This window comes from Delftia sp. WSY_22 (assembly GCF_043104185.1).
GTDB lineage: Bacteria > Pseudomonadota > Gammaproteobacteria > Burkholderiales > Burkholderiaceae_C > Comamonas > Comamonas tsuruhatensis.
The window spans coordinates 274433-295371 of sequence record NZ_JBICKN010000006.1; the positions used below are offsets into that span (position 1 = coordinate 274433).

A 20939-nucleotide genomic window follows, 5' to 3' on the forward strand; every position below is an offset into this window, starting at 1 on the left:
TCCGCTCAGTTCCAGATGTTCCAAGGCGAGTGCATCCAGCCACCCACGATGACCAGCCACACCAGGGTGACGGGAATGAAGATCTTCCAGCCCAGACGCATGATCTGGTCATAGCGAAAGCGCGGGAAGGTGGCACGGATCCAGATGAACATGGACACGACCAGGAAAGTCTTCGCCGCCAGCCAGATCCATCCGGGGATGAACGACAGGAAGTCGAACGGAGGCAGCCAGCCGCCCAGGAACATGATCACGGCCAGGATGGACACCAGCCACATGCTGGCGTACTCGGCCAGGAAGAAGATGGCAAAGCCCATGCCCGAGTACTCGACCATGTGGCCGGCCACGATTTCGGCTTCGCCTTCGACCACGTCGAAGGGGTGGCGGTTGGTCTCGGCCACGGCCGAGATCAGGTACACCACGAAGATCGGCAGCAGCGGCAGCCAGTTCCACGACAGGACGCTGGCACCCATGCTGGCGAACTGGCCCTGGCCCTGGCTCAGCACGATCTGCGTCAGATTCATGCTGCCCGTGACCATGATCACCACCAGGAAGCAGAAGCCCAGCGCGATCTCGTAGCTGACCATCTGCGCCGAGGCGCGCAGCGCGCCCAGGAAGGCGTACTTGGAGTTGGAGGCCCAGCCGGCAATGATCACGCCATAGACTTCGATGGACGTGATGGCCATGATCAGCAGCAGGCCGGCGTTGACGTTGGCCAGCGCCACTTCGGGACCGAAGGGGATCGCCACCCATGCCGCCAGGGCGGGCATGATGGCCATCACGGGCCCCACGTAGAACAGGCCCTTGGCGGCAGCCGTGGGCTGGATCAGTTCCTTGGTCAGCAGCTTCAGGCCATCGGCCAGGGGCTGCAGCAGGCCGAAGGGACCCACGCGGTTGGGACCCATGCGAACCTGCATGAAGCCCAGCAGCTTGCGCTCCCACAGCGTCAGGTAGGCCACGGCGCCCATCAGCGGGGCGACGATGGCGACGATGCCCAGCAGGATCCAGAGCACGGGCCAGGCCACGTCGGTCCACCAGGGGGCGGCGATCAGGCCGGCACCGGCCGTCTTGAGTGCGTCAATCATGCGGCGCCTCCCTCACGAGCCTGACGTGCATCTGCCGTCAGTTGCAGCGACGTCGCGCGGCGCACGATGCTGTCGAGCTGATAAATGCTGGCCACCACGGGCGCGGCATGGCCTGCGCCGTTGGCGATGGAATTCACGGCAGGCGCACCATTGCCCAGCAGGTTGGCCGGCACGCTGGTGGCGCCGGCGGTGGCGGCTGCGAGCACATCCTGCGACGTCTCGTAGTCCACGCCCTGCACGCCCAGCAGGTTGGCCAGAACGCGCAGCACCTTCCAGCCCGGACGGGCTTCGGCCAGCGGCTTGACCACGGCATGGAAGCTTTGCAGGCGGCCTTCGGCGTTGACGAAGCTGCCCGAGGTTTCCGTGAACGGGGCGATGGGCAGCAGCACGTCGCTGAATTCCATGTTGGCCTTGAACGGGCTCAGGGTCACGACCATCTCGGCCTTGCCCAGTGCCTCTGCGGCGCGGGCGCCGGCAGCGGAGTCGAACACGGGTTCGTTGTTCAGCAGCAGCACGGCCTTGAGGCCGCCGGCCAGCATCTGGCCTGCGTTCAGGCCCGAAGCGGCAGGCTGTGCGCCCACCCACTGCGCGCCCACCGTGTTGGCGGCTTCGGTCAGGTAGCCGACCGAGGCGCCGGTCTGCTCGGCAATCCAGTTGGCCAGCGACAGCAGGGTCGATGCCTGTGCGTGGTGCGCAGCGGCATTGCCCAGCAAGATGGCCTTGCGCTCGCCGCGCAGCAGCGCGGTGGCAATGGCCTGGGCCTCGGCATGCACGTCGGCGGCGGCCACGGGAGCGGCAACACCTTTTTCCTGCGCCACGGCGGCGGCCACATCGGCCAGCGCCTGGGCCCAGTCCGGGGCTGCCACGATGGACGCCGTCACCGGCATGGCCCAGTCGTAGACACGCTCATTGATGGCGAGCACGGTGCAGCCCTGCTTTGCCGCCTGGCGGATGCGCTGCGCGAACAGCGGATGGTCCTTGCGCAGGTTGGAGCCGAGCACCAGGACGCCTTGCAGCTTGGACAGCGAGGCGATGGGCGTGCCCAGCCACTGCACGCCCTGGGCGGCGGTGAACTCGGCATTGCGCAGGCGATGGTCGATGTTCTCGCTGCCCAGGCCGCGCACCAGCTTGCCTGCCAGGAACAGCTCTTCCAGCGTGCTGTGCGGGCTGACCAGCGCGCCGATGGCGGAGGCGCCATGGTCGTTCTTGATCTGGCGCAGGCCGTTGGCCACGTATTCGAGGGCCGTCTGCCAGTCGACCTCCTTCCACTCACCGCCCTGCTTGAGCATGGGGCGGGTCAGGCGTTCGTCACTGTTCAGGGCTTCGTAGGAGAAGCGGTCGCGGTCGGCGATCCAGCACTCGTTGACCTCTTCGTTCTCGAAGGGCACGACGCGCAGGACCTTGTGGTTCTTGACCTGGACGATGAGGTTGGCACCCGTGGAGTCATGGGGCGAGACCGACTTGCGGCGCGACAGCTCCCAGGTGCGGGCGCTGTAGCGGAAGGGCTTGCTGGTCAGCGCGCCCACGGGGCAGATGTCGATCATGTTGCCCGACAGCTCGGAGTCCACCGTATCGCCCACCACCGTGGTGATCTCGGAGTGCTCGCCGCGGTTGATCATGCCCAGCTCCATCACGCCGGACACTTCCTGTCCGAAGCGCACGCAGCGGGTGCAGTGGATGCAGCGGCTCATCTCCTGCATGGAGATCAGCGGGCCCACGTCCTTGTGGAAGACCACGCGCTTTTCTTCCTCGTAGCGCGAGGCGGAGCTGCCGTAGCCCACGGCCAGATCCTGCAGCTGGCATTCGCCGCCCTGGTCGCAGATCGGGCAGTCCAGCGGGTGATTGATGAGCAGGAACTCCATCACCGATTGCTGTGCCTTGATCGCCTTCTCGCTCTTGGTGCGCACGATCATGCCCTGCGTCACGGGCGTGGCGCAGGCGGGCATGGGCTTGGGGGCCTTTTCCACGTCCACCAGGCACATGCGGCAGTTGGCGGCGATGGAAAGTTTCTTGTGGTAGCAGAAATGCGGGATGTAGGTGCCTGCCTTCTCGGCTGCATGCATGACCATGCAGCCCTCGGCGACCTCCACCTTCTTTCCGTCCAGTTCAATTTCAACCATATGCTTTTCTCGCGATCAGGCGGCGTGGACCGTCTGCTTGGAAGCGTTCTGGATCTTCGCTTCAAACTCGTGGCGGAAGTGCTTGATCATGGCGCGCACCGGCATCGCTGCCGCATCGCCCAGCGCACAGATCGTGCGCCCCATGATGTTCACGGACACCGAGTCCAACAGCTCGATGTCTTCAGGACGGCCTTCGCCGTGCTCGATTCGGTTGACCACGCGCCACAGCCAGCCCGTGCCTTCGCGGCAGGGAGTGCACTGGCCGCAGGACTCGTGCTGGTAGAAGTAGGACAGGCGCAGCAGGCTCTCGACCATGTCGCGCGAGTCGTCCATCACGATCACGGCGCCCGAGCCCAGCATGGAGCCGGCCTTGGCGATGGAGTCGTAGTCCATCGTGCATTCCATGATGATGTCGGCCGGCAGCACGGGCGAGGACGATCCGCCGGGGATCACGGCCTTGAGCTTGCGGCCCGTGCGCACGCCGCCCGCCAGCTCCAGCAGCTTGCTGAAGGGCGTGCCCAGCGGCACTTCGTAGTTGCCGGGCAGGTTGACGTCGCCGCTGACCGAGAAGATCTTGGTGCCGCCATTGTTGGGCTTGCCGCACTCCAGGTACGCAGCACCGCCGTTGCGGATGATCCAGGGAACGGCCGCAAAGGTTTCGGTGTTATTGATGGTGGTGGGCTTGCCGTACAGGCCGAAGCTGGCCGGGAACGGCGGCTTGAAGCGCGGCTGGCCCTTCTTGCCTTCCAGCGACTCCAGCAGCGCAGTCTCTTCGCCGCAGATGTAGGCGCCGAAGCCATGGTGCGCGTGCAGCTGGAAGCTGAAGCTGCTGCCCATGATGTTGTCGCCCAGGTAGCCGGCAGCGCGGGCTTCCTCCAGCGCGGCCTCGAAGCGCTCATAGGCCTCGAAGATTTCGCCGTGGATGTAGTTGTAGCCCAGGGAGATGCCCATCGCGTAGGCCGCGATGATCATGCCCTCGATCACGATGTGGGGGTTGTGCACCAGGATGTCCCGGTCCTTGCAGGTGCCCGGCTCGCCTTCGTCCGAGTTGCACACCAGATGCTTCTGGCCCGGGAACTGGCGGGGCATGAAGCTCCACTTCAGGCCCGTGGGGAAACCTGCGCCTCCGCGGCCGCGCAGCCCCGACTCCTTGACGGTGGCGATCACCTGATCCTGCGTCAGGCCTTCGCTGCCGTCCTTGCCCAGGATCTTGCGCAGCGCCTGGTAGCCGCCGCGTGCCTCGTAGTCCTTGATGGACCAGTTGGCGCCGGTCAGATCGGCATAGATCTGGGGATTGATGTGGCGGTCGTGGAAGCAGGTCTCGCTGCCCGAAGCGGCAAACCTGGCCAGGACCGATTGTGCGGCGGCGTTCATGCCTTGCCCTCCGCGGCGCGCAGGCCGTCGATCAGTTCGTCGAGCTTTTCGTTGCTCATGAAGCTGCACATGCAGCGGTCGTTCACCAGCATCACCGGCGAATCCGCGCAGGCACCCAGGCACTCGGACTGCTGCAGCGTGAACATGCCATCGGGCGTGGTCTCGCCCATCTTGATGCCCAGGCGGGATTCCAGATGGTGCAGCGCCTTGTAGCCGTCGCGCAGCTGGCAGGGCAGGTTGGTGCAGACGTTCAGCTTGAACTTGCCCACCGGCCGCTGGTTGTACATGTTGTAGAACGTGGTGACTTCGTGCACCGCGATCTCGGCCATGCCCAGGAACTCGGCGATCACGGCCTCGCTCTCGGGACTGACCCAGCCCTGCTCCTGCTGCACGATGGACAGGCAGGCCATCACGGCCGACTGCTTCTGGTCGGCCGGGTACTTGGCCACCTCGCGCGCAAAGCGCTCCTTGGTCGCTTCGGTAATCATCGGTCAACGTCTCCAAACACGATGTCCAGGGTACTCAGCACCATCACGGCGTCGGCCAGCATGTGGCCTCGGCACAGTTCGTCCATGGCGGACAGATTGGCGAATCCCGGCGGACGGATCTTCAGGCGGTAGGGCTTGTTGGCCCCGTCGCTCACGATGTAGATGCCGAACTCCCCCTTGGGGTGTTCGATGGCCGCGTAAGCCTCGCCTTCGGGCACGCGGAAACCTTCGGTGAAGAGCTTGAAGTGGTGGATCAGCTCTTCCATGTTGGACTTCATGCCTTCGCGCGGCGGCGGGGCGATCTTGTGGTTGTCCACGATCACCGGGCCCGGGTTGGCACGCAGCCAGTCCACGCACTGCTTGATGATGCGGTTGGACTGGCGCATTTCGGCCACGCGCACCAGGTAGCGGTCGTAGCAGTCGCCGGTCTTGCCCACGGGCACGTCGAAGTCCATGCGGTCATAGACCTCGTAGGGCTGCGACTTGCGCATGTCCCAGGCCACGCCGGAGGCACGCAGCATGGGGCCGGTCAGGCCCAGGTTCATGGCACGCTCGGCCGTCACCACGCCGATGTCCACGTTGCGCTGCTTCCAGATGCGGTTGTCGGTCAGCAGGGTCTCGTACTCGTCGGCGCACTTGGGGAAGCGCTGCGTGAAGTCGTCGATGAAGTCCAGCAGCGAGCCCTGGCGGTTGCGGTTCATGACCTCGACCGAGCGCGCATTGCGCACCTTGCTGGCCTTGTACTGCGGCATGGTGTCGGGCAGGTCGCGGTAGACGCCGCCCGGACGGAAATAGGCCGCGTGCATGCGCGCGCCGGAGACCGCCTCGTACATGTCCATGAGGTCTTCGCGCTCACGGAAGGTATAGATCAGCGTCGTGGAGCTGCCTGCATCGTTGCCGCTGGAGCCCAGCCACATCAGGTGATTCATGATGCGGGTGATCTCCGAATACATCACGCGGATGTACTGGGCGCGAATGGGCACCTCGATGCCCAGCAGCTTCTCGATGGCCAGGCAGTAGGCGTGCTCGTTGCACATCATGGACACGTAGTCCAGCCGGTCCATATAGGGCAGCGACTGGATGTAGGTCTTGCTCTCTGCCAGTTTTTCCGTCGCGCGGTGCAGCAGACCGATGTGCGGGTCTGCACGCTGCACCACTTCACCGTCGAGCTCCAGCACCAGGCGCAGCACGCCGTGCGCTGCCGGGTGCTGCGGACCAAAGTTCAGGGAATAGTTCTTGATTTCAGCCATGGTCGTCCATCAAAAAGGCGCCTGCAGCGCCTTCAGTGCAGGCCCCCGTAGTTGTCTTCGCGGATGATCCGCGGCGTGATCTCGCGGGGCTCGATGGTGACCGGCTGGTACACCACGCGCTGCTGTTCGGGGTCATAGCGCATCTCCACATGGCCCGACAGCGGGAAGTCCTTGCGGAAGGGATGGCCGATGAAGCCGTAGTCGGTCAGGATGCGGCGCAGGTCGTCATGGCCATCGAAGACAATGCCGAACAGGTCGAACGCCTCGCGCTCGAACCAGTTGGCGCCGGCCCAGATGGGAGTGACCGAAGCCACCACCGGAAAATCGTCGTCTGTACAGAAGACGCGAACGCGCAGGCGCTGGTTCAGGCTGATCGACAGCAGGTGGGACACCACGGCAAAGCGCGGCCCTTCGCGGCCGACTTCCGCATAGGTGGAATAGTCCACGCCACACAGGTCCACCAGAACCTCGAACCGGCAATCCGGGGCGCTGTGCAGAACCTGCATGGCCTCCAGATAGTTGGCAGCGGACACTTCGACCGTCACCTCGCCCAGGGCCACGGTCACGCTGCGCGCCTTGTCGCCCAAGGCAGCAGCCACCACATCCCGAAGCACTTCGGGGTGAATCGCAATAGCAGTCATCATCTAGCCCTTAGACGCGAGCGATGGTATGGGTGCGGCGGATCTTCTGCTGCAGCTGGATGATGCCGTAGATCAGGGCTTCCGCCGTGGGGGGGCAGCCAGGCACATAGACATCGACCGGCACGATGCGGTCGCAGCCACGCACCACGGAATAGCTGTAGTGGTAGTAGCCGCCGCCATTGGCGCACGAGCCCATGGAGATGACCCAGCGCGGCTCGGACATCTGGTCATAGACCTTGCGCATGGCGGGCGCCATCTTGTTGCACAGGGTGCCGGCCACAATCATCAGGTCCGACTGGCGGGGGCTGGCACGGAAGACCTCCGAGCCGAAGCGGCCAATGTCGTAACGCGCCGCCGCAGCGTGCATCATCTCGACCGCGCAGCAGGCCAGACCAAATGTCATGGGCCACAGCGAGCCCGTCTTGGCCCAATTCACCACCGAGTCGTAACTCGTGGTGATGAAGCCTTCCTTCATCACGCCTTCGATCATCGTGTTTCCTTAGTGAACCCGCATCAGTCCCAGTCCAACGCACCCTTCTTCCATTCGTAGACAAAGCCCACGACGAGAACGGTCAGGAAAATCAGGACAGCGGCGAAACCAGCCCCACCCACGTCCCGAAGCGCAACGGCCCAGGGCAGCAGAAAGGCGATTTCCAAATCAAATAGGATGAACAGGATGGCGACGAGGTAGTAGCGCACATCGAATTTCATGCGCGCGTCTTCGAAGGCCTCGAAGCCACATTCGTAGGGAGAGTTCTTGGCGGCATCGGGCCGGTTCGGACCCAGCACATACCCCAGTACCAGGGGGACTACGCCGACACCCATGCCGACGAGAATGAACAAGAGAACGGGAAGATACTGGTCGATGTTCATCGTGTGCGGCTACCTTGAAAGGCATGCCCGCACCGATCAGCCTGATCAGCAGGGCAGGCTCTTAGTTATATCTTGGTGCCGTCGGCGAGACTCGAACTCGCACAGCTTTCGCCACTACCCCCTCAAGATAGCGTGTCTACCAATTTCACCACGACGGCTACGTCTCGATTTCGGCTGGCTCTTTATCTTCGTTGCAAAGATTCCGCCTACCGAACAATCTCTAGATTCTACTCTGAAAAACCCTCGGACCAGGAGGACCGAGGGCTTTGTTCGAAATTATTTCGTGGGGATCTGGGCCGCACCTTCAGCACCGGCAGCAGGCGCCTGACCTGCCGCAGGAGCAGGCACTTCGCCAGCAGCGCCAGGGACTGCGGGAGCCGGTGCCGTGATGGGGGCCGCGCCTTCCAGCACGCTGCCCGAGCTGACGGGGCGCGCATTGCTCAGATAGGCCAGCGCCAGCGTGGTCACGAAGAACACCGTGGCCAGGCCTGCCGTGGAGCGCGACAGAAAGTTCGCGCTGCCCGAGGCACCGAACAGGCTGCCGGAGCTGCCGCTGCCGAACGAGGCGCCCATGTCGGCGCCCTTTCCGTGCTGGATCAGGATCAGGCCGATCATGCCGAGTGCCGACAGCATCTGGACGGCGAGGATCACGCTTGCGAATGCATTCATTGGTTGTACCTGCTAGTAACGCGAGAGCTAAAAAAGCGAATGGAGAAACTGCTCCGGCTCACTGGGCCGCAGCGATGATGGTCAGGAAATCCGGCGCCTTGAGCGACGCCCCACCCACAAGACCACCGTCAATGTCGGCCTGGGCCAGAAGCTGGGCTGCATTGGAGGCATTCATGCTGCCGCCGTAGAGCAAGGGGATGCGGTCAGCCTGCCGGCTGGCAGCCGCCAGCTGGGCGCGCAGCACGGCATGCACCTGCTGCGCCTGCTCGGGTGTTGCGGTCCTGCCGGTGCCGATGGCCCAGACAGGCTCGTAGGCCACGACCAGCTCACTGATGCACTGCCCCACCTGATGGATCACGGCTGCCAGCTGGCGCTTGACGACTTCCTCGGTCTGCCCCGCCTCGCGCTCTGCCAGCGTTTCGCCCACACAGACGATGGGCGTGACGCCCTTGGCCAGCGCAGCCTGCGCCTTCAAGGCCACCACGGCATCGGTTTCACCATGGTATTGGCGACGCTCCGAGTGCCCCACCAAGGTGTAGCGCACGTCAAAATCCTGGAGCATGGCAGCCGAAAGCTCGCCCGTGTAGGCGCCCGAGTCATGCTGCGACACATCCTGCGCAGCCACGCCAATGGACGACCCTGCAAGCTCGGCCTGGGCCTGGGCCAGATAGGCGGCCGGCACAGCCACCGCCACACCCGCATTTCCACCTTCGGGCAGCCCCTGCTTGAGGGCCTTGAGCAACACGGCATTGGCAGCCAGGCTGCCATTCATCTTCCAGTTGCCGACGATGAGTTTCTTCTTCATGGTTACCACGTCAAAACGATTTTGCCGGTGTGCTGACTCGACTCCATCAGCGCGTGCGCCTTGTCGGCATCAGCGGCAGCAAAGGTGCTGTGAATCACAGGGCGGATACCGCCTGCCTCGATGAGCGGCCAGACCTCGCGCCGCAGCGCCTGGGCGATGGCCGCCTTGAAGGCGACAGGACGCGGACGCAGCGTGGAGCCCGTCACCAGCAGGCGACGGCGCAGGACCAGGCCCGCATCGAACTCCGCCTTGATGCCGCCCTGCACCGCAATGATGACCAGACGGCCATCCTCGGCCAGGCTCTGCACTTCGCGCGCCACATAGCTGCCCGCCACCATGTCCAGGATCACGTCCACGCCCTTGCCGTCGGTGATGCGCTGCACCTCCGCGGCAAAGTCCTGGGTACGGTAGTTGATGGCATGGTCGGCGCCCAGCTTCAGGCAGTCGGCGCATTTGGCATCGGAGCCAGCCGTCACGATGACCGTGGCGCCACGCGCCTTGGCCAACTGGATGGCCGTCACGCCAATGCCGCTGCTGCCGCCCTGCACCAGCAGGGTTTCGCCCGCCTGCAAGGCGCCGCGATCGAACACATTGCTCCAGACGGTGAAGAAGGTTTCAGGCAATGCCGAAGCCTCCACCTCGCTGAGCCCCGCCGGGATGGGCAGGCACTGGGCCACTGGCGCAACGCAGTACTCCGCATAGCCACCACCGGCCAGCAGCGCGCACACGCGGTCGCCCACGCGCAGGCCTGCCAGCCGCATGGCGTCGTCGTCACCCGACACGATCACCCCGGCCACTTCCAGCCCGGGCAGATCCGAGGCACCGGGCGGCGGGGCGTAGTGCCCCTTGCGCTGCAACACATCAGGACGATTGACACCGCTGGCCGAGACCTGGATCAGCAACTCCTGCGCGCCGGCCACGGGCAGCGGACGCTCGCCCAGGCGCAAGACCTCGGGACCACCAAAGTCCGTGAGTTCCACGGCACGCATGATTTGCTTTTCCATTTTTCGACCTCGCAATCCCTGTCAAAAATGCCACAAGCGCTGAACAGGTCAGCGCTTTTTCCAGTCACCGCATGCACCTGCAAGGCCACCCCCCCCTTTTTGGGGAACGGCCTTGCCGGGCATTACTGCTGCTGTTGCTGTTGCTGCTCGCCCTCGGCAGCCGGACGGCCGCCGTCACGGGGCTCGCGAGGTTCACGCGGCTCGCGGTACTCGCGTTGCTGGCGGGGCTCACGCGGCTGGCGGAACTCACGCTCGGCAGGCGCGGGGCGCTCGCTGCGCTCCATGCCGGCAGGACGCTCGGTCAACGCCTTCAGCGACAGCTTGACACGACCCTTTTCGTCGGTCTCCATGACCTTGACCTTGATGATCTGGCCTTCCTGCAGGTAGTCGGCGACGCGCTCCACGCGCTCGTGGGCAATCTGGCTGATGTGCAGCAGACCGTCCTTGCCGGGCAGCAGGTTCACGAGAGCACCGAAGTCCAGGATCTTGGTGACCGGGCCTTCGTAGATCTTGCCGATTTCGACTTCGGCCGTGATCTCTTCGATGCGGCGCTTGGCTTCGTCGGCCTTGGCGGCATCGCTGGAAGCGATGGTGATGGTGCCGTCTTCGCCGATGTCGATCTGCGTGCCGGTCTCTTCGGTCAGTGCACGGATGGTGGAGCCGCCCTTGCCGATCACGTCACGGATCTTCTCGGGGTTGATCTTCATCGTGTACAGCTTGGGAGCGAAGGACGAGATCTCGGCCTTGGCTTCACCCATGGCTTCCTGCATCTTGCCCAGGATGTGCATGCGCGCTTCCTTGGCCTGGGCCAGGGCGACCTGCATGATTTCCTTGGTGATGCCCTGGATCTTGATGTCCATCTGCAGCGCAGTGATGCCGCTGGTGGTGCCAGCCACCTTGAAGTCCATGTCGCCCAGATGATCTTCATCACCCAGGATGTCGGTCAGCACGGCGAAGCGGTTGTCTTCCTTGATCAGGCCCATGGCGATACCGGCCACGTGGGCCTTCATCGGAACGCCCGCATCCATCATCGACAGGCAGCCGCCGCAGACCGAGGCCATGGACGAGGAGCCGTTGGACTCGGTGATTTCCGACACCACGCGGATGGTGTAGGGGAATTCTTCCTTGCTGGGCAGGCAGGCCGCCAGGGCGCGCTTGGCCAGACGGCCGTGGCCGATTTCGCGGCGCTTGGTCGAGCCCATGCGGCCCACTTCGCCAGTGGCAAAGGGAGGCATGTTGTAGTGGAACAGGAAGCGGTCCTCGAACTCGCCGGCCAGCGCGTCGATGCGCTGCGCGTCGCGCTCGGTGCCCAGCGTGGACACGACCAGGGCCTGCGTCTCGCCGCGCGTGAACAGGGCCGAGCCGTGCGTGCGGGGCAGCACGGAGTTGCGGATTTCGATGGGACGCACGGTGCGCGTGTCGCGGCCGTCGATGCGCGGCTCGCCGGCCAGGATCTGGCTGCGAACGATGCGTGCCTCGATGTCGAACAGCATGCCTTCGACCTTGACGCCGTCGAACTCCACGCCCTGGGCCGTCAGGCCGGCCTTCACGGCGGCGTAGGCTTCGCGGCAGGCCTGCGTGCGGCTTTGCTTGTTGCGGATCTGGTAGGCCGCGCGCAGGGCTTCGTCACCCAGTGCGGCCACCTTGGCGATCAGCTCTTCATCCTTGGCGGGAGCGACCCAGTCCCAGACGGGCTTGCCGGCTTCGCGCACCAGTTCATGGATGGCGTCAATGGCGATGCGACCTTGCTCGTGGCCGAAGACCACGGCGCCCAGCATCACGTCTTCAGGCAGTTGCTGCGCCTCGGACTCCACCATCAGCACGGCAGCTTCAGTACCGGCCACGACCAGATCCATCTGCGAATCCTTGCGCTGGGTCTGGCCGGGGTTGAGCACGTACTCGCCATTGATGTAGCCCACGCGGGCTGCACCGATGGGCCCGTTGAACGGAATGCCCGACACGGACAGGGCGGCCGACGTGGCGATCAGGGCGGCGATGTCGGCATCGACTTCGGGGTTCAGCGACACGGTGTGGATGACCACATGCACGTCGTTGTAGAAGCCTTCGGGGAACAGCGGGCGGATCGGGCGGTCGATCAGGCGGCTGGTCAGGGTTTCGAGTTCGCTGGGCTTGGCTTCGCGCTTGAAGAAGCTGCCGGGGATCTTGCCTGCGGCGTAGGTCTTCTCGATGTAATCGACGGTCAGCGGGAAGAAGTCCTGGCCGGACTTGGCCTGCTTGGACGCCACCACGGTGGCCAGCACCACGGTGTCATCGATGTTGACCAGCACGGCGCCGGAAGCCTGGCGGGCGATCTCGCCGGTTTCCATGGTGACCGTGTGCTGGCCCCACTGGAAGGTCTTGGTGACTTTGTTGAAGATGGACATTGTTGCTCCTAGGGAATGTTGGCCAGATGCACTCATCCGGCCATGATGGAGAGCAATTCAGAACACGATGCCATTCCATTGCTGGATTTCTTGCTATCAAATCCGCAGCAATGGAATGACACAGCTTCGCTCTGTCTTGCTTTCTCCGAAGTAAAAAACGCCTGAGCTAGACAGGCTAACTCAGGCGTTTCGATCTCCCACCGTGCTTACTTGCGCAGGCCCAGCTTGGCGATCAGTGCGGTGTAGCGATCAGCGTCCTTGGACTTGAGGTAGTCCAGCAGCTTGCGACGGCGGCTCACCATGCGCAGCAGGCCACGGCGACCGTGGTGGTCCTTGGCGTGTTGCTTGAAGTGAGGGGTCAGCTCGTTGATGCGTGCGGTCAGCAGGGCCACTTGCACTTCTGGGCTACCAGTGTCGTTGGCAGAGCGTGCGTTGGACTTGACGACTTCAGCCTTCACGGAAGATGCGATCATTTTTTTTCCTTGGAAATTGGCGCCTCAAAGACAAAAGCAAGGAGGCAGCCTTGGTTACTTGCGCCGGGACTGGAAAGGCCCCGACGTGCGTCTTGCACCATGCAAAACCCTGGGATTATAACAAGCACGCCCGGACCGGTATCCACACCTGATTTGCAGCCCTTTGCCACTTCGGCCTGCTGCCCGCCCAGAATCCCGCAAAGCCCGCGCCACAGGCATGCGGTCACGAAGCACGGATATGTGGTGCGCAGGCATTCCATACACCAAGGGAGGGCCACGCCATGGCAGTGCGTTTTTCATTCATTCCATCGACCCGACAAGCGCAGTGGCGGCAATGCGCCCTGCTCTGCCTGGTCGCGGCCCTGGGCCTGGCCCTGCCTGCCCAGGCTGCGTCCCACCGCGCCGACGCATCGGCTGCGCAAGGCTCCACGCGCAAAAAGGGCGGGCAGCGGGTCCGGGTGCCGACGCAGCGCAGCAGCTCCGACGAGTCGCCCGAGCAACGCGACAAGCGGCTTTACCGCGAATGCCAGGGCAGGCACAACGCCGGAGCATGCGCCGGATACACCGGGCAGCCGCCGGGCAGACGCCAGCGTTGACACGCTCCCAGAAACAGTCCTAGGCCGGCCTCGAATACCCAAAAATCCGGCAAAGCCTTGCCATCATTGGATTTTTTCGCACCTCTGCACGCCTGAATTCAGCCCAATTCACGGCACAACTCCTATTTTTTGACCAAAGAAACAGATTGGTCTGAAAGACATGCACGAACAACCCCAATAGATTGAGCGGCGCACGAAACAAGCAGCAACAACCAGCGTTGCGCAAGCCAATCGACGGGGAGGGATTCAAGACATGTCATCGACCAGGCCTCAGGCTCGCCCGGGCGCCGAAGGCTTCACTGCCATCGAGTTGATGGTGGTCGTCGCCATCCTCGCCGTGCTCACCACGCTGGCAGCTCCCAGCTTCAACCTCATCATCGAGCGCTGGCGTGTTCGCCAGACCGTCGAGGCCCTGCAATCGACGCTGCAGTACGCGCGCTCCGAAGCCGTGCGTCGGGGTGGCGGCGTTTTCATCCAGAAACTGCCCCAAGGCACCAAGGGCTGCACCCTGGCGGCGCAGCACGCCGACTGGGGCTGCGGCTGGGTGGTGTTCGCCGACCGCAATGGCAACAGGCACTGGGATCCCAAGGAGGAGCTGCAGCGCTTCGACACGCCCGCCCGCACCCTCGTCACCCGCTCCCGGTCTGCCTCCATCATCAGTGTGGACCGCTGGGGTCAGTTGGGCGGACTCACCGCCATGGGCTTCGCCATTGCGCCATCTCCGGCCGGAATCACTTCCGCCGCAACCCAAGGCATTTGCGTCTCGTCCGGCGGACGCATCCGGGTGGTCGGCCAGGAGGGTATTCCATGCGCCTGACACGTACCCGCAATCGGCATCCCAATGGCTTTACCCTGATCGAAACCCTGGTCGCCACCGTCATCACGGCCCTGGGTGTTCTGGGAATCCTGGGACTGCAGATGCGCACCCTGGCCGACAACCAAAGCGGCGTGCGCCGCGCCCAGGCCATCCGGCTGATCGAGGACCTCAGCGAGCGCACGCACGCCAACCCAAACTCCCTCGGACAGATCGACCGCTACGTTTCCGACTGGAATCACGCCCCCGAATCCGTCGCCGACTGCAGTGCCGCCGCATGCGGCCCGGACGCAATGGCCAGCTACCACCTCGCACGATGGAAGGCATCCGTTCGCCAACTGCTGCCAGGCGGGGCCGCCAAGGTCTTCCTCGCAGGAGACGAGGCAGCCGCCAGCGCCGGCAATGGGCGCCAGCTGGGGATCATGATCAGTTGGCGCGAGAACGAAAAGTCCGGCAAGGCAGACTACAAGGACCCCATCGGGCTTGATGGCGATGGCGATCTCATGCACGGAGACCAGGCCATGGCCTGTCCTGCAGGCAGAACCTGCCACCTGCAATACATCGCACTCAGCGCTCGCTGCGCTCCCTACCTTGCAAACAACGCAGTCCAGCTCTTCTGCGCAGGCCCATGAATCCCCATCGCATCGCCACCGCCATTGCGGCCAGACCGCGCCAACGCGGCCTGAGCCTCGTCGAACTGCTGGTAGGACTTTTCCTGGGACTGCTGATCATCGGCGTGGCCATGGGCGCACTCATGGCGTCACGCGCCGTGTCCGCCACCGTCAGCGATGCCAGTCAGTTGCAACAGCAGGCTTCCCATCTCTTCCGTGTCATGGGCCGGCAGATCCGGCAGGCGGGGTCCCTGCGGCTGCTTCTTGCATCACACAAGAGGGCAACAGAAGCCATTGACGTGGCAGACCCCGTTGCATTCGAGGCGGGCGCACTGGACTTCAACCCCGTGCACGACACCATCCAGGGCCTCGATGCACCCGGGCGCTCCCAATACAAGCTCGCCGTGGGCTACAGCAACTACACGCAGCCGCTGCACACATCGGCCATCGAGACCTCACTGCAGCGCAATTGCCTGGGGCAGACCAACAGCGACAGCCTCATCCTGAGCCGCTTTGTCCTGGACGCCAGTAAAAACACCCTGCGCTGCGCCGGAGCGCCCTCCGCGGGTGCCCAGCCCCTTGCCAGGAACGTCGCCAACTTCCAGGTGCGCTACCTGATCCAGGCGCCGGGGGGCGCCGCCCGCATCCAGTATGTCAACGCAGCCGCCGTAGGCCAGGACTGGCCTCGCGTCGTCGGCGCCGAGGTCTGCCTGGTGCTCTTCGGCAACGAGGCCATCGACATGCCCGCCAACAGCAGCTATACCGACTGCGCCGACAGCGACGGTACGGCCGAATCCATCCACATGGCCACGCTGCCTGCGCCCAGGACGCGGCGCCTGCACATGGTCTTTCGCAGCGTGTACCAGTTGCGCAGCCAGGGGTTGGCCGGATGACGCACAAGGCTGCAGGCATGCGACATGCCCACACCTGCGCAGCGCAGCGCCAAAAAGGCATCGCCCTGTTCATCGTGGTGGTCCTGGTCATGCTGTCCATGCTGCTCGCCCTGTGGGCGTCGCGCAGCGCACTGTTCAACGAAATGTTCGTGGGCAACGATGCCGACTACCAGCGTGCCCTGGAGGCTGCACAGGCCTTGCTGCAGGATGCCGAACTGGATATTCGGGGCGAACAGGCCAGCGGCGCCGCCTGCGCCGCCAGCAGCAGCCAGCCATCCGTCTGCCGCAGCGGTGCAGGCATCGCACAGTTCCCCCGGGAAACCGGGGAAGTCGGCCTGCTGCTGGCCAGCCTCGCTGAGGCCACACCCACTGGATGCCGCGATGGCCTGTGCACCAAGCGCACGGGACCTCAGGACTTCTGGAACAACGCGGACGAAGGCCAAGGGATCACGCTGGGCCAGATGACGGCCGCTGACGTCGGCGCACGCTACGGCCAGTTCACGGGCGCCATCGCTGGCGGAAAGAGCGACTCCATCCTGGCAAATCGTGAGGCAGGAAAGGGAGGCTGGTACTGGATAGAGATCCTGCCCTATGACGTCAACGCAGGGAACTCGGGCGTCATCGCCAACGGCTCACCCCGACTGGCCCTTTACATGCAGCCCCAGGTGATCTATCGCATCACGGCCATTGCCCATGGCCGCAAGAGCAACACCCAGGTGGTGATGCAGCAGACCTACGCCCGGCAGAAACGCCGCGACTGACTCAGGACACCTGACATGCCCCACCTCTGCCATCCCTGGCTCCGGCGCATCCTGCTGCCAGCGCCGACAGCCGCAGCCATGGCCGCTGCAGTCCTGGCCGCGCAAAACAGCCAGGCAATGGATATGATCCAGTCGTCGCTTGGGCCCCGAGTCAAGGTCACGATAAAGCCTGGCCTGCCGGCACCCATCCAGGTCCAGCAGGTCTTGGAGGCAGACACTCCAATTGCCAGGGTTCAGGCAGATGGCACCGAATTCGCCGCGCCCATTGAAGACTGCCCGGCCGGACAACAGGCAGATGCCAAGGGCCGCAGCAGCTCCATGGCCTCCAGCGGCAGCGTGATTACGCGGGCCGGCGTGGACATATTCAGCGCCCGCTACAGCGCAAAAGCGGCCTGGAGCGGCTGGATCAGCGCAGAAACCGTCCAGGCCGATGGCAGCCTCACCGCAACAGCCGGCTGGCAAGGCAAAACCACGGCCGGCCACCTGGATGCACTCAGCGACGAACAGGCAATCAATGACCGTCTGATCCTGACCTGGAGCGACAGACTGCAAAGAGGCGTGTCCTTCAAGTGGAATGAACTCGACCACCTGCAGAAAGCCTCCCTGGGCATCGATGTCGAAGGAAGAGCAGACAACCTGGGCAAGCACAGGCTCAACTTCATACGCGGCGACCGCCGCATGGAAGCGCCGGGACAACCGCCGCGCGTTGGCCCCACCCGTCCTTTTCGCCAGCGCAGCTCGCGCCAGGGCGACATCGTCAACTCCCAGATCTGGCATACCGGTCATCCCGTGGACAACTGGCCCCTGCCGGGCTATGCCGCCTATACCCTCGCCCAGCAGAAACGCCAGCCCATGATCTATGCAGGCGGCAATGACGGCATGCTGCATGGCTTTTCGGCCACCGACGGCAGGGAAAAGATCGCCTACATCCCACGAGGCGTGATCTCCGGACTGGCAAGACTTTCCGACCCCGACTATGACGCCCGGCATCGCTACTTTGTGGACGGCTCAGTCATGAGCGGCGACATCCCCTCGGGCAGCGTTGCGTCCTCGCAGTGGCGCACTGTGCTGGCTGGCATGGCGGGCGCCGGAGCCAAGGGCTACTTCGTGCTGGACATCACCCATCCGGAGGCTTTCAGCGAGTCCGGTGCCAGCTCGCTGGTCCTGCTTGACCGAACCCAGACACGCAACAGCGATCCCGGCGACTGCACCAGCCTGGATGACGTGCGCCAGCGCGCCACTTGCCAGGAAAACAAGGACCTGGGCCATATTTTGGCGGCGCCCGTGCTGGACGATGCCAACCCGCAACGCAGCACTCAGATCACGCAGTTGAACAACAACCGCTGGGCACTGGTGACGGGCAACGGCTACCACAGCACCAACCAGCGGCCCGTGTTGCTGATCCAGTACCTCGATGGCAACCAGGAGCTGTTGCGCCTCGTTGCCACGGGCAATACCCCAACCGGCACCACCCCCGAGACTACCCGCAACGGACTCTCCGCCCCGCGCCTTGTGGACATCAATGGAGACGGCCGGCCCGATGTGGTCTACGCAGGTGACATCCAGGGCAATCTGTGGAAATTCCTCATCGCCAGCGGTGCCTCCTCCCGCTGGGGCGTGGCCTTCGACGGCCGGCCGCTGTACACAGCCTGGGGTGGCAGTTCTCCATCGGCCACTCGCAACCTGCGTCAAGCCATCACCGCCCCTCCTTCCGTACGCGCCAATGACCGGCGCAGGGCCAGCAAAAATGCCAAAGAAGGGCGCGAGCGCTTGACGGCAGGCGGCATGCTGGTGGCATTCGGTACCGGACGCCACATCACGCGGCAGGATTCTGGCAACACAGCGGTCCAGAGCATCTATTCCATCCTCGACAGCACCCGCTACAGGCTGCTCGCGGACGGCAGAGTGCAAGCTTGCCTCGATGGCAAGGATTCGGACTGCAGGCAGCCTGACGGACAGCGAGCGGCACCCGTTTCAGGCATCGGAGAACTGGCCAGGCGCTCGGTGAACCATCAGCCGGTAGCGGCGGCCGGCCAAGGCTTCTGGCGCGTTGACTCCACGACCGACCTCGACTGGACGCGGCACAAAGGCTGGTACATGGACCTGCCCCTGCCGGGCGAGCGCCTGCTCAAGCCAATGGGCTTCTACGACGGCAGCAACATCCTCGCGATCTACAGCCAGATACCTGCCGGATCCCCCAAACGCCCCGGCGAAAGCGCAAGCCCGCCCGACGCCTGCAATGCGAGCGAGGAGCGCCAATTCCTGACATTCATGAACATCATGGATGGCAAGCGACCCGGCGTTCCGTTGATGGACAGCAACGGCGATGGGGTCTACGGCACGGCAGATGAGGAGGTCTCGCGCGCAAGCGTCGCCAGGGGATCCCAGGCCTTGCTCCACAAGGGCCATCACGCCATCGGCTACGACGCCGAAGACCGCCGCAATGTACTCGCCCGCATGCCGGAGCAATCCCTGCGCCCCAGCTGGCGCCAAATGAAATGAGGCACCACATGCGCCGCCCTCAATCCCCAGGATTCACGCTCATCGAACTCATGATCGTCGTGGCCGTCATCGTCATCCTCGGCACGGTCGCCGTGCCCAGCTACAACGAGTACATCCGCGCAGTCCACCGCGCCGACGCCCGCGCCGGCCTGCTCCAGGCCCAGCAATGGCTGGAGCGCGCCGCCACCGCCAACGGCACCTACCCCACCGAGTTGCCAGCAGATCTGACCTGGGCCCACGACTCCAGCAAGCGCTACACCATCGACTTCCTGTCAACCAGCGGCCACGACGACGACACCTACACCCTGATCGCCACACGCCGCGGCTCCCAGTTCGGTGACCGATGTGGCGATTTCACGCTGACCCATACGGGCGAGCGTGATGCGCTCGGCCTGGGTGTGAATACCACTGCGGTGGAGTGCTGGGGGCGGTAGCAGTAGCTGCGGCTGCGCATGACGCCTCAGGTTGCGCAGCTCAACCCAAGCCGATCCGCCCCTACCTTGCGGAGAAGCACCCGCAGGTCGCCTCCCACACTTGAGACTGAATGGAATGACATGGCCTGAGCATCGGCCAGTCTGCTCAAAGAGGGCATATCGGCCCAACCGGCTCCGTTCCATAGAAGCTTGGGCGCCAGATAGGCCAACCATTCGTCTACCAGCCCTGCTTCGGCAAGCGCAGCATTGAGCCGATGGCCGGCCTCGACGTGCAGCTCATTCACTTCCAGCCTGGCCAGATCATGGATCATGGCGGGCACATCCACACGCCCCAGACCATCAGGCACATACTGCAACTGCGCTCCACGCTCCAGCAGCGCAAGCGCGCGGTTTGATGCCAAATCACTGACTGCCGTGTAGATGACGACCTTGCGTTGCGCAGCAAACAAGAGTGCATCCGGAGGTGTCTGGAGCTGGCTATCCACCACGATGAGCATGGGCTGCCGGGACGTTTCTACCTCTCTGACATCCAGGCGAGGATTGTCGGCAAGCACCGTGCCTATGCCCGTCAGGATCGCACAGGAACGGGCGCGCCAGGCATGGCCATCATGCCGGGCTTCGGCAGAGGTGATCCACTGACTCTGCCCATTGCTCAATGCAGTGATGCCATCCAGAGAAGCCGCCACTTTGGCGCGCACCCAGGGCCTGGCACGAAGCATGCGGCTGAAAAAACCCAGATTCAGCTCCCACGCCTGATCTGCGCCATCACCAATCTCAACCTCGACCCCTGCGGCGCGCAGCCTCTCAAAGCCCTGGCCACCCACGCGGGGATTGGGATCCGTCAACGACGCCACGACCTTGCCGATGCCGGCCTCCACCAGCGCATCGCAGCACGGCCCTGTGCGGCCATGGTGAGCGCAGGGCTCCAGGGTCACATAGGCAGTGGCGCCTCGCACGGAGTGCCCTCGGGACTGGGCATCGCGCAAGGCCATGATTTCGGCATGCGGACCTCCCGCGCGCTGGGTGGCGCCTTGACCCAGCAACACCCCCCGGGAGTCGACGATGACGCAGCCGACCCGAGGATTGGGGGAGGTTCTGAACAGCGCTTGCGTGGCAAGCTCGATGGCCTGAGCCATCCATTGCGAGGACAATTTGGAGACCATTT

The 20939-nt window shown here is 64.2% G+C and carries 21 protein-coding genes and 1 tRNA gene; 7 read left to right on the forward strand and 15 right to left on the reverse strand.

Annotated elements, in window-relative coordinates; all coding sequences use genetic code 11:
* Positions 1–5: 5 nt before the first annotated feature.
* The 14 genes from nuoH to rpsO all read right to left on the reverse strand — a co-directional run bounded on the left by nuoH (position 6) and on the right by rpsO (position 13163).
* Positions 6–1082 (reverse strand): NADH-quinone oxidoreductase subunit NuoH, encoded by a 1077-nt coding sequence (gene nuoH, locus ACF8NF_RS01860; RefSeq protein ID WP_016447706.1) that lies wholly within the window; start codon positions 1080–1082, stop codon positions 6–8.
* Positions 1079–3202 carry an NADH-quinone oxidoreductase subunit NuoG gene (gene nuoG, locus ACF8NF_RS01865; RefSeq protein WP_016447707.1) on the reverse strand — a complete coding sequence of 708 codons (2124 nt, stop codon included), beginning with the start codon at positions 3200–3202 and terminating at the stop codon, positions 1079–1081. Before nuoG ends, nuoH begins: the two co-directional genes overlap by 4 nt.
* Before the next feature lie 15 nt (positions 3203–3217).
* Positions 3218–4576: an NADH-quinone oxidoreductase subunit NuoF gene (gene nuoF, locus ACF8NF_RS01870; protein ID WP_016447708.1), complete on the reverse strand. Its 1359-nt coding sequence runs from the start codon at positions 4574–4576 to the stop codon at positions 3218–3220.
* On the reverse strand, positions 4573–5064 hold the full coding sequence (nuoE, locus tag ACF8NF_RS01875; RefSeq protein ID WP_016447709.1) for an NADH-quinone oxidoreductase subunit NuoE: 492 nt from the start codon (positions 5062–5064) through the stop codon (positions 4573–4575). Before nuoE ends, nuoF begins: the two co-directional genes overlap by 4 nt.
* A complete protein-coding gene (locus ACF8NF_RS01880) occupies positions 5061–6314 on the reverse strand; it encodes an NADH-quinone oxidoreductase subunit D (RefSeq protein WP_016447710.1) in 1254 nt (417 codons plus the stop codon). Before ACF8NF_RS01880 ends, nuoE begins: the two co-directional genes overlap by 4 nt.
* 32 nt (positions 6315–6346) lie before the next feature.
* Positions 6347–6955: an NADH-quinone oxidoreductase subunit C gene (locus ACF8NF_RS01885; RefSeq protein ID WP_026062051.1), complete on the reverse strand. Its 609-nt coding sequence runs from the start codon at positions 6953–6955 to the stop codon at positions 6347–6349.
* 10 nt (positions 6956–6965) lie between these two features.
* A complete protein-coding gene (locus ACF8NF_RS01890) occupies positions 6966–7445 on the reverse strand; it encodes an NADH-quinone oxidoreductase subunit B family protein (protein ID WP_012206978.1) in 480 nt (159 codons plus the stop codon).
* A gap of 23 nt (positions 7446–7468) precedes the next feature.
* Positions 7469–7828, reverse strand: a complete 360-nt coding sequence (locus ACF8NF_RS01895) for an NADH-quinone oxidoreductase subunit A (protein WP_012206979.1) — start codon at positions 7826–7828, stop codon at positions 7469–7471.
* Between the two features lie 73 nt (positions 7829–7901).
* Positions 7902–7986, reverse strand: a tRNA-Leu gene (locus ACF8NF_RS01900).
* Positions 7987–8104: 118 nt separating this feature from the next.
* Positions 8105–8497, reverse strand: coding sequence for a preprotein translocase subunit SecG (secG, locus tag ACF8NF_RS01905; RefSeq protein WP_016447712.1), 393 nt, complete (start codon positions 8495–8497; stop codon positions 8105–8107).
* 58 nt (positions 8498–8555) lie between these two features.
* Complete coding sequence (tpiA, locus tag ACF8NF_RS01910; protein ID WP_017404094.1) at positions 8556–9302, reverse strand: triose-phosphate isomerase; 747 nt, start codon at positions 9300–9302, stop codon at positions 8556–8558.
* 2 nt (positions 9303–9304) lie between these two features.
* Positions 9305–10306 carry an NAD(P)H-quinone oxidoreductase gene (locus tag ACF8NF_RS01915; protein ID WP_016447714.1) on the reverse strand — a complete coding sequence of 334 codons (1002 nt, stop codon included), beginning with the start codon at positions 10304–10306 and terminating at the stop codon, positions 9305–9307.
* A 122-nt stretch (positions 10307–10428) separates the two neighbouring features.
* Positions 10429–12690: a polyribonucleotide nucleotidyltransferase gene (gene pnp / locus ACF8NF_RS01920; RefSeq protein ID WP_016447715.1), complete on the reverse strand. Its 2262-nt coding sequence runs from the start codon at positions 12688–12690 to the stop codon at positions 10429–10431.
* Positions 12691–12896: 206 nt separating this feature from the next.
* Complete coding sequence (gene rpsO / locus ACF8NF_RS01925) at positions 12897–13163, reverse strand: 30S ribosomal protein S15 (protein WP_012206984.1); 267 nt, start codon at positions 13161–13163, stop codon at positions 12897–12899.
* Positions 13164–13444: 281 nt separating this feature from the next.
* Between rpsO and ACF8NF_RS01930 the strand changes: the two genes are divergently transcribed.
* From ACF8NF_RS01930 to ACF8NF_RS01960, 7 genes are all read left to right on the forward strand, one after another.
* A complete protein-coding gene (locus tag ACF8NF_RS01930) occupies positions 13445–13759 on the forward strand; it encodes a hypothetical protein (RefSeq protein WP_203400510.1) in 315 nt (104 codons plus the stop codon).
* Between the two features lie 253 nt (positions 13760–14012).
* Positions 14013–14576, forward strand: coding sequence for a GspH/FimT family pseudopilin (locus tag ACF8NF_RS01935; RefSeq protein ID WP_016447717.1), 564 nt, complete (start codon positions 14013–14015; stop codon positions 14574–14576).
* Positions 14567–15205: a type IV pilus modification protein PilV gene (gene pilV / locus ACF8NF_RS01940; protein WP_392449979.1), complete on the forward strand. Its 639-nt coding sequence runs from the start codon at positions 14567–14569 to the stop codon at positions 15203–15205. Before ACF8NF_RS01935 ends, pilV begins: the two co-directional genes overlap by 10 nt.
* Positions 15202–16077, forward strand: a complete 876-nt coding sequence (locus ACF8NF_RS01945) for a PilW family protein (protein WP_392449980.1) — start codon at positions 15202–15204, stop codon at positions 16075–16077. Before pilV ends, ACF8NF_RS01945 begins: the two co-directional genes overlap by 4 nt.
* Positions 16074–16838 (forward strand): PilX N-terminal domain-containing pilus assembly protein, encoded by a 765-nt coding sequence (locus ACF8NF_RS01950; protein WP_016447720.1) that lies wholly within the window; start codon positions 16074–16076, stop codon positions 16836–16838. Before ACF8NF_RS01945 ends, ACF8NF_RS01950 begins: the two co-directional genes overlap by 4 nt.
* A gap of 15 nt (positions 16839–16853) precedes the next feature.
* Positions 16854–19340 carry a pilus assembly protein gene (locus ACF8NF_RS01955; RefSeq protein ID WP_392449981.1) on the forward strand — a complete coding sequence of 829 codons (2487 nt, stop codon included), beginning with the start codon at positions 16854–16856 and terminating at the stop codon, positions 19338–19340.
* An 8-nt stretch (positions 19341–19348) separates the two neighbouring features.
* A complete protein-coding gene (locus ACF8NF_RS01960) occupies positions 19349–19774 on the forward strand; it encodes a type IV pilin protein (protein ID WP_074921032.1) in 426 nt (141 codons plus the stop codon).
* Positions 19775–19800: 26 nt separating this feature from the next.
* Here the strand turns inward: ACF8NF_RS01960 and ribD are convergent, their stop codons facing one another.
* A complete protein-coding gene (gene ribD, locus ACF8NF_RS01965; protein WP_392449983.1) occupies positions 19801–20937 on the reverse strand; it encodes a bifunctional diaminohydroxyphosphoribosylaminopyrimidine deaminase/5-amino-6-(5-phosphoribosylamino)uracil reductase RibD in 1137 nt (378 codons plus the stop codon).
* Positions 20938–20939: the final 2 nt, after the last annotated feature.

What these genes read in the sequence shown, in the direction of transcription:
- ACF8NF_RS01955 (WP_392449981.1), top strand. Translation starts at nt 16,854, where the DNA reads ATGCCCCACCTCTGCCATCCCTGGCTCCGGCGCATCCTGCTGCCAGCG.
- ACF8NF_RS01935 (WP_016447717.1), top strand. Translation starts at nt 14,013, where the DNA reads ATGTCATCGACCAGGCCTCAGGCTCGCCCGGGCGCCGAAGGCTTCACT.
- nuoF (WP_016447708.1), bottom strand. Translation starts at nt 4,576, where the DNA reads ATGAACGCCGCCGCACAATCGGTCCTGGCCAGGTTTGCCGCTTCGGGC.
- ACF8NF_RS01880 (WP_016447710.1), bottom strand. Translation starts at nt 6,314, where the DNA reads ATGGCTGAAATCAAGAACTATTCCCTGAACTTTGGTCCGCAGCACCCG.
- tpiA (WP_017404094.1), bottom strand. Translation starts at nt 9,302, where the DNA reads ATGAAGAAGAAACTCATCGTCGGCAACTGGAAGATGAATGGCAGCCTG.
- pilV (WP_392449979.1), top strand. Translation starts at nt 14,567, where the DNA reads ATGCGCCTGACACGTACCCGCAATCGGCATCCCAATGGCTTTACCCTG.
- nuoH (WP_016447706.1), bottom strand. Translation starts at nt 1,082, where the DNA reads ATGATTGACGCACTCAAGACGGCCGGTGCCGGCCTGATCGCCGCCCCC.
- ribD (WP_392449983.1), bottom strand. Translation starts at nt 20,937, where the DNA reads ATGGTCTCCAAATTGTCCTCGCAATGGATGGCTCAGGCCATCGAGCTT.
- nuoE (WP_016447709.1), bottom strand. Translation starts at nt 5,064, where the DNA reads ATGATTACCGAAGCGACCAAGGAGCGCTTTGCGCGCGAGGTGGCCAAG.
- pnp (WP_016447715.1), bottom strand. Translation starts at nt 12,690, where the DNA reads ATGTCCATCTTCAACAAAGTCACCAAGACCTTCCAGTGGGGCCAGCAC.
- ACF8NF_RS01885 (WP_026062051.1), bottom strand. Translation starts at nt 6,955, where the DNA reads ATGACTGCTATTGCGATTCACCCCGAAGTGCTTCGGGATGTGGTGGCT.
- ACF8NF_RS01890 (WP_012206978.1), bottom strand. Translation starts at nt 7,445, where the DNA reads ATGATCGAAGGCGTGATGAAGGAAGGCTTCATCACCACGAGTTACGAC.
- ACF8NF_RS01915 (WP_016447714.1), bottom strand. Translation starts at nt 10,306, where the DNA reads ATGGAAAAGCAAATCATGCGTGCCGTGGAACTCACGGACTTTGGTGGT.
- ACF8NF_RS01950 (WP_016447720.1), top strand. Translation starts at nt 16,074, where the DNA reads ATGACGCACAAGGCTGCAGGCATGCGACATGCCCACACCTGCGCAGCG.
- secG (WP_016447712.1), bottom strand. Translation starts at nt 8,497, where the DNA reads ATGAATGCATTCGCAAGCGTGATCCTCGCCGTCCAGATGCTGTCGGCA.
- ACF8NF_RS01895 (WP_012206979.1), bottom strand. Translation starts at nt 7,828, where the DNA reads ATGAACATCGACCAGTATCTTCCCGTTCTCTTGTTCATTCTCGTCGGC.
- ACF8NF_RS01930 (WP_203400510.1), top strand. Translation starts at nt 13,445, where the DNA reads ATGGCAGTGCGTTTTTCATTCATTCCATCGACCCGACAAGCGCAGTGG.
- ACF8NF_RS01960 (WP_074921032.1), top strand. Translation starts at nt 19,349, where the DNA reads ATGCGCCGCCCTCAATCCCCAGGATTCACGCTCATCGAACTCATGATC.
- nuoG (WP_016447707.1), bottom strand. Translation starts at nt 3,202, where the DNA reads ATGGTTGAAATTGAACTGGACGGAAAGAAGGTGGAGGTCGCCGAGGGC.
- ACF8NF_RS01945 (WP_392449980.1), top strand. Translation starts at nt 15,202, where the DNA reads ATGAATCCCCATCGCATCGCCACCGCCATTGCGGCCAGACCGCGCCAA.
- rpsO (WP_012206984.1), bottom strand. Translation starts at nt 13,163, where the DNA reads ATGATCGCATCTTCCGTGAAGGCTGAAGTCGTCAAGTCCAACGCACGC.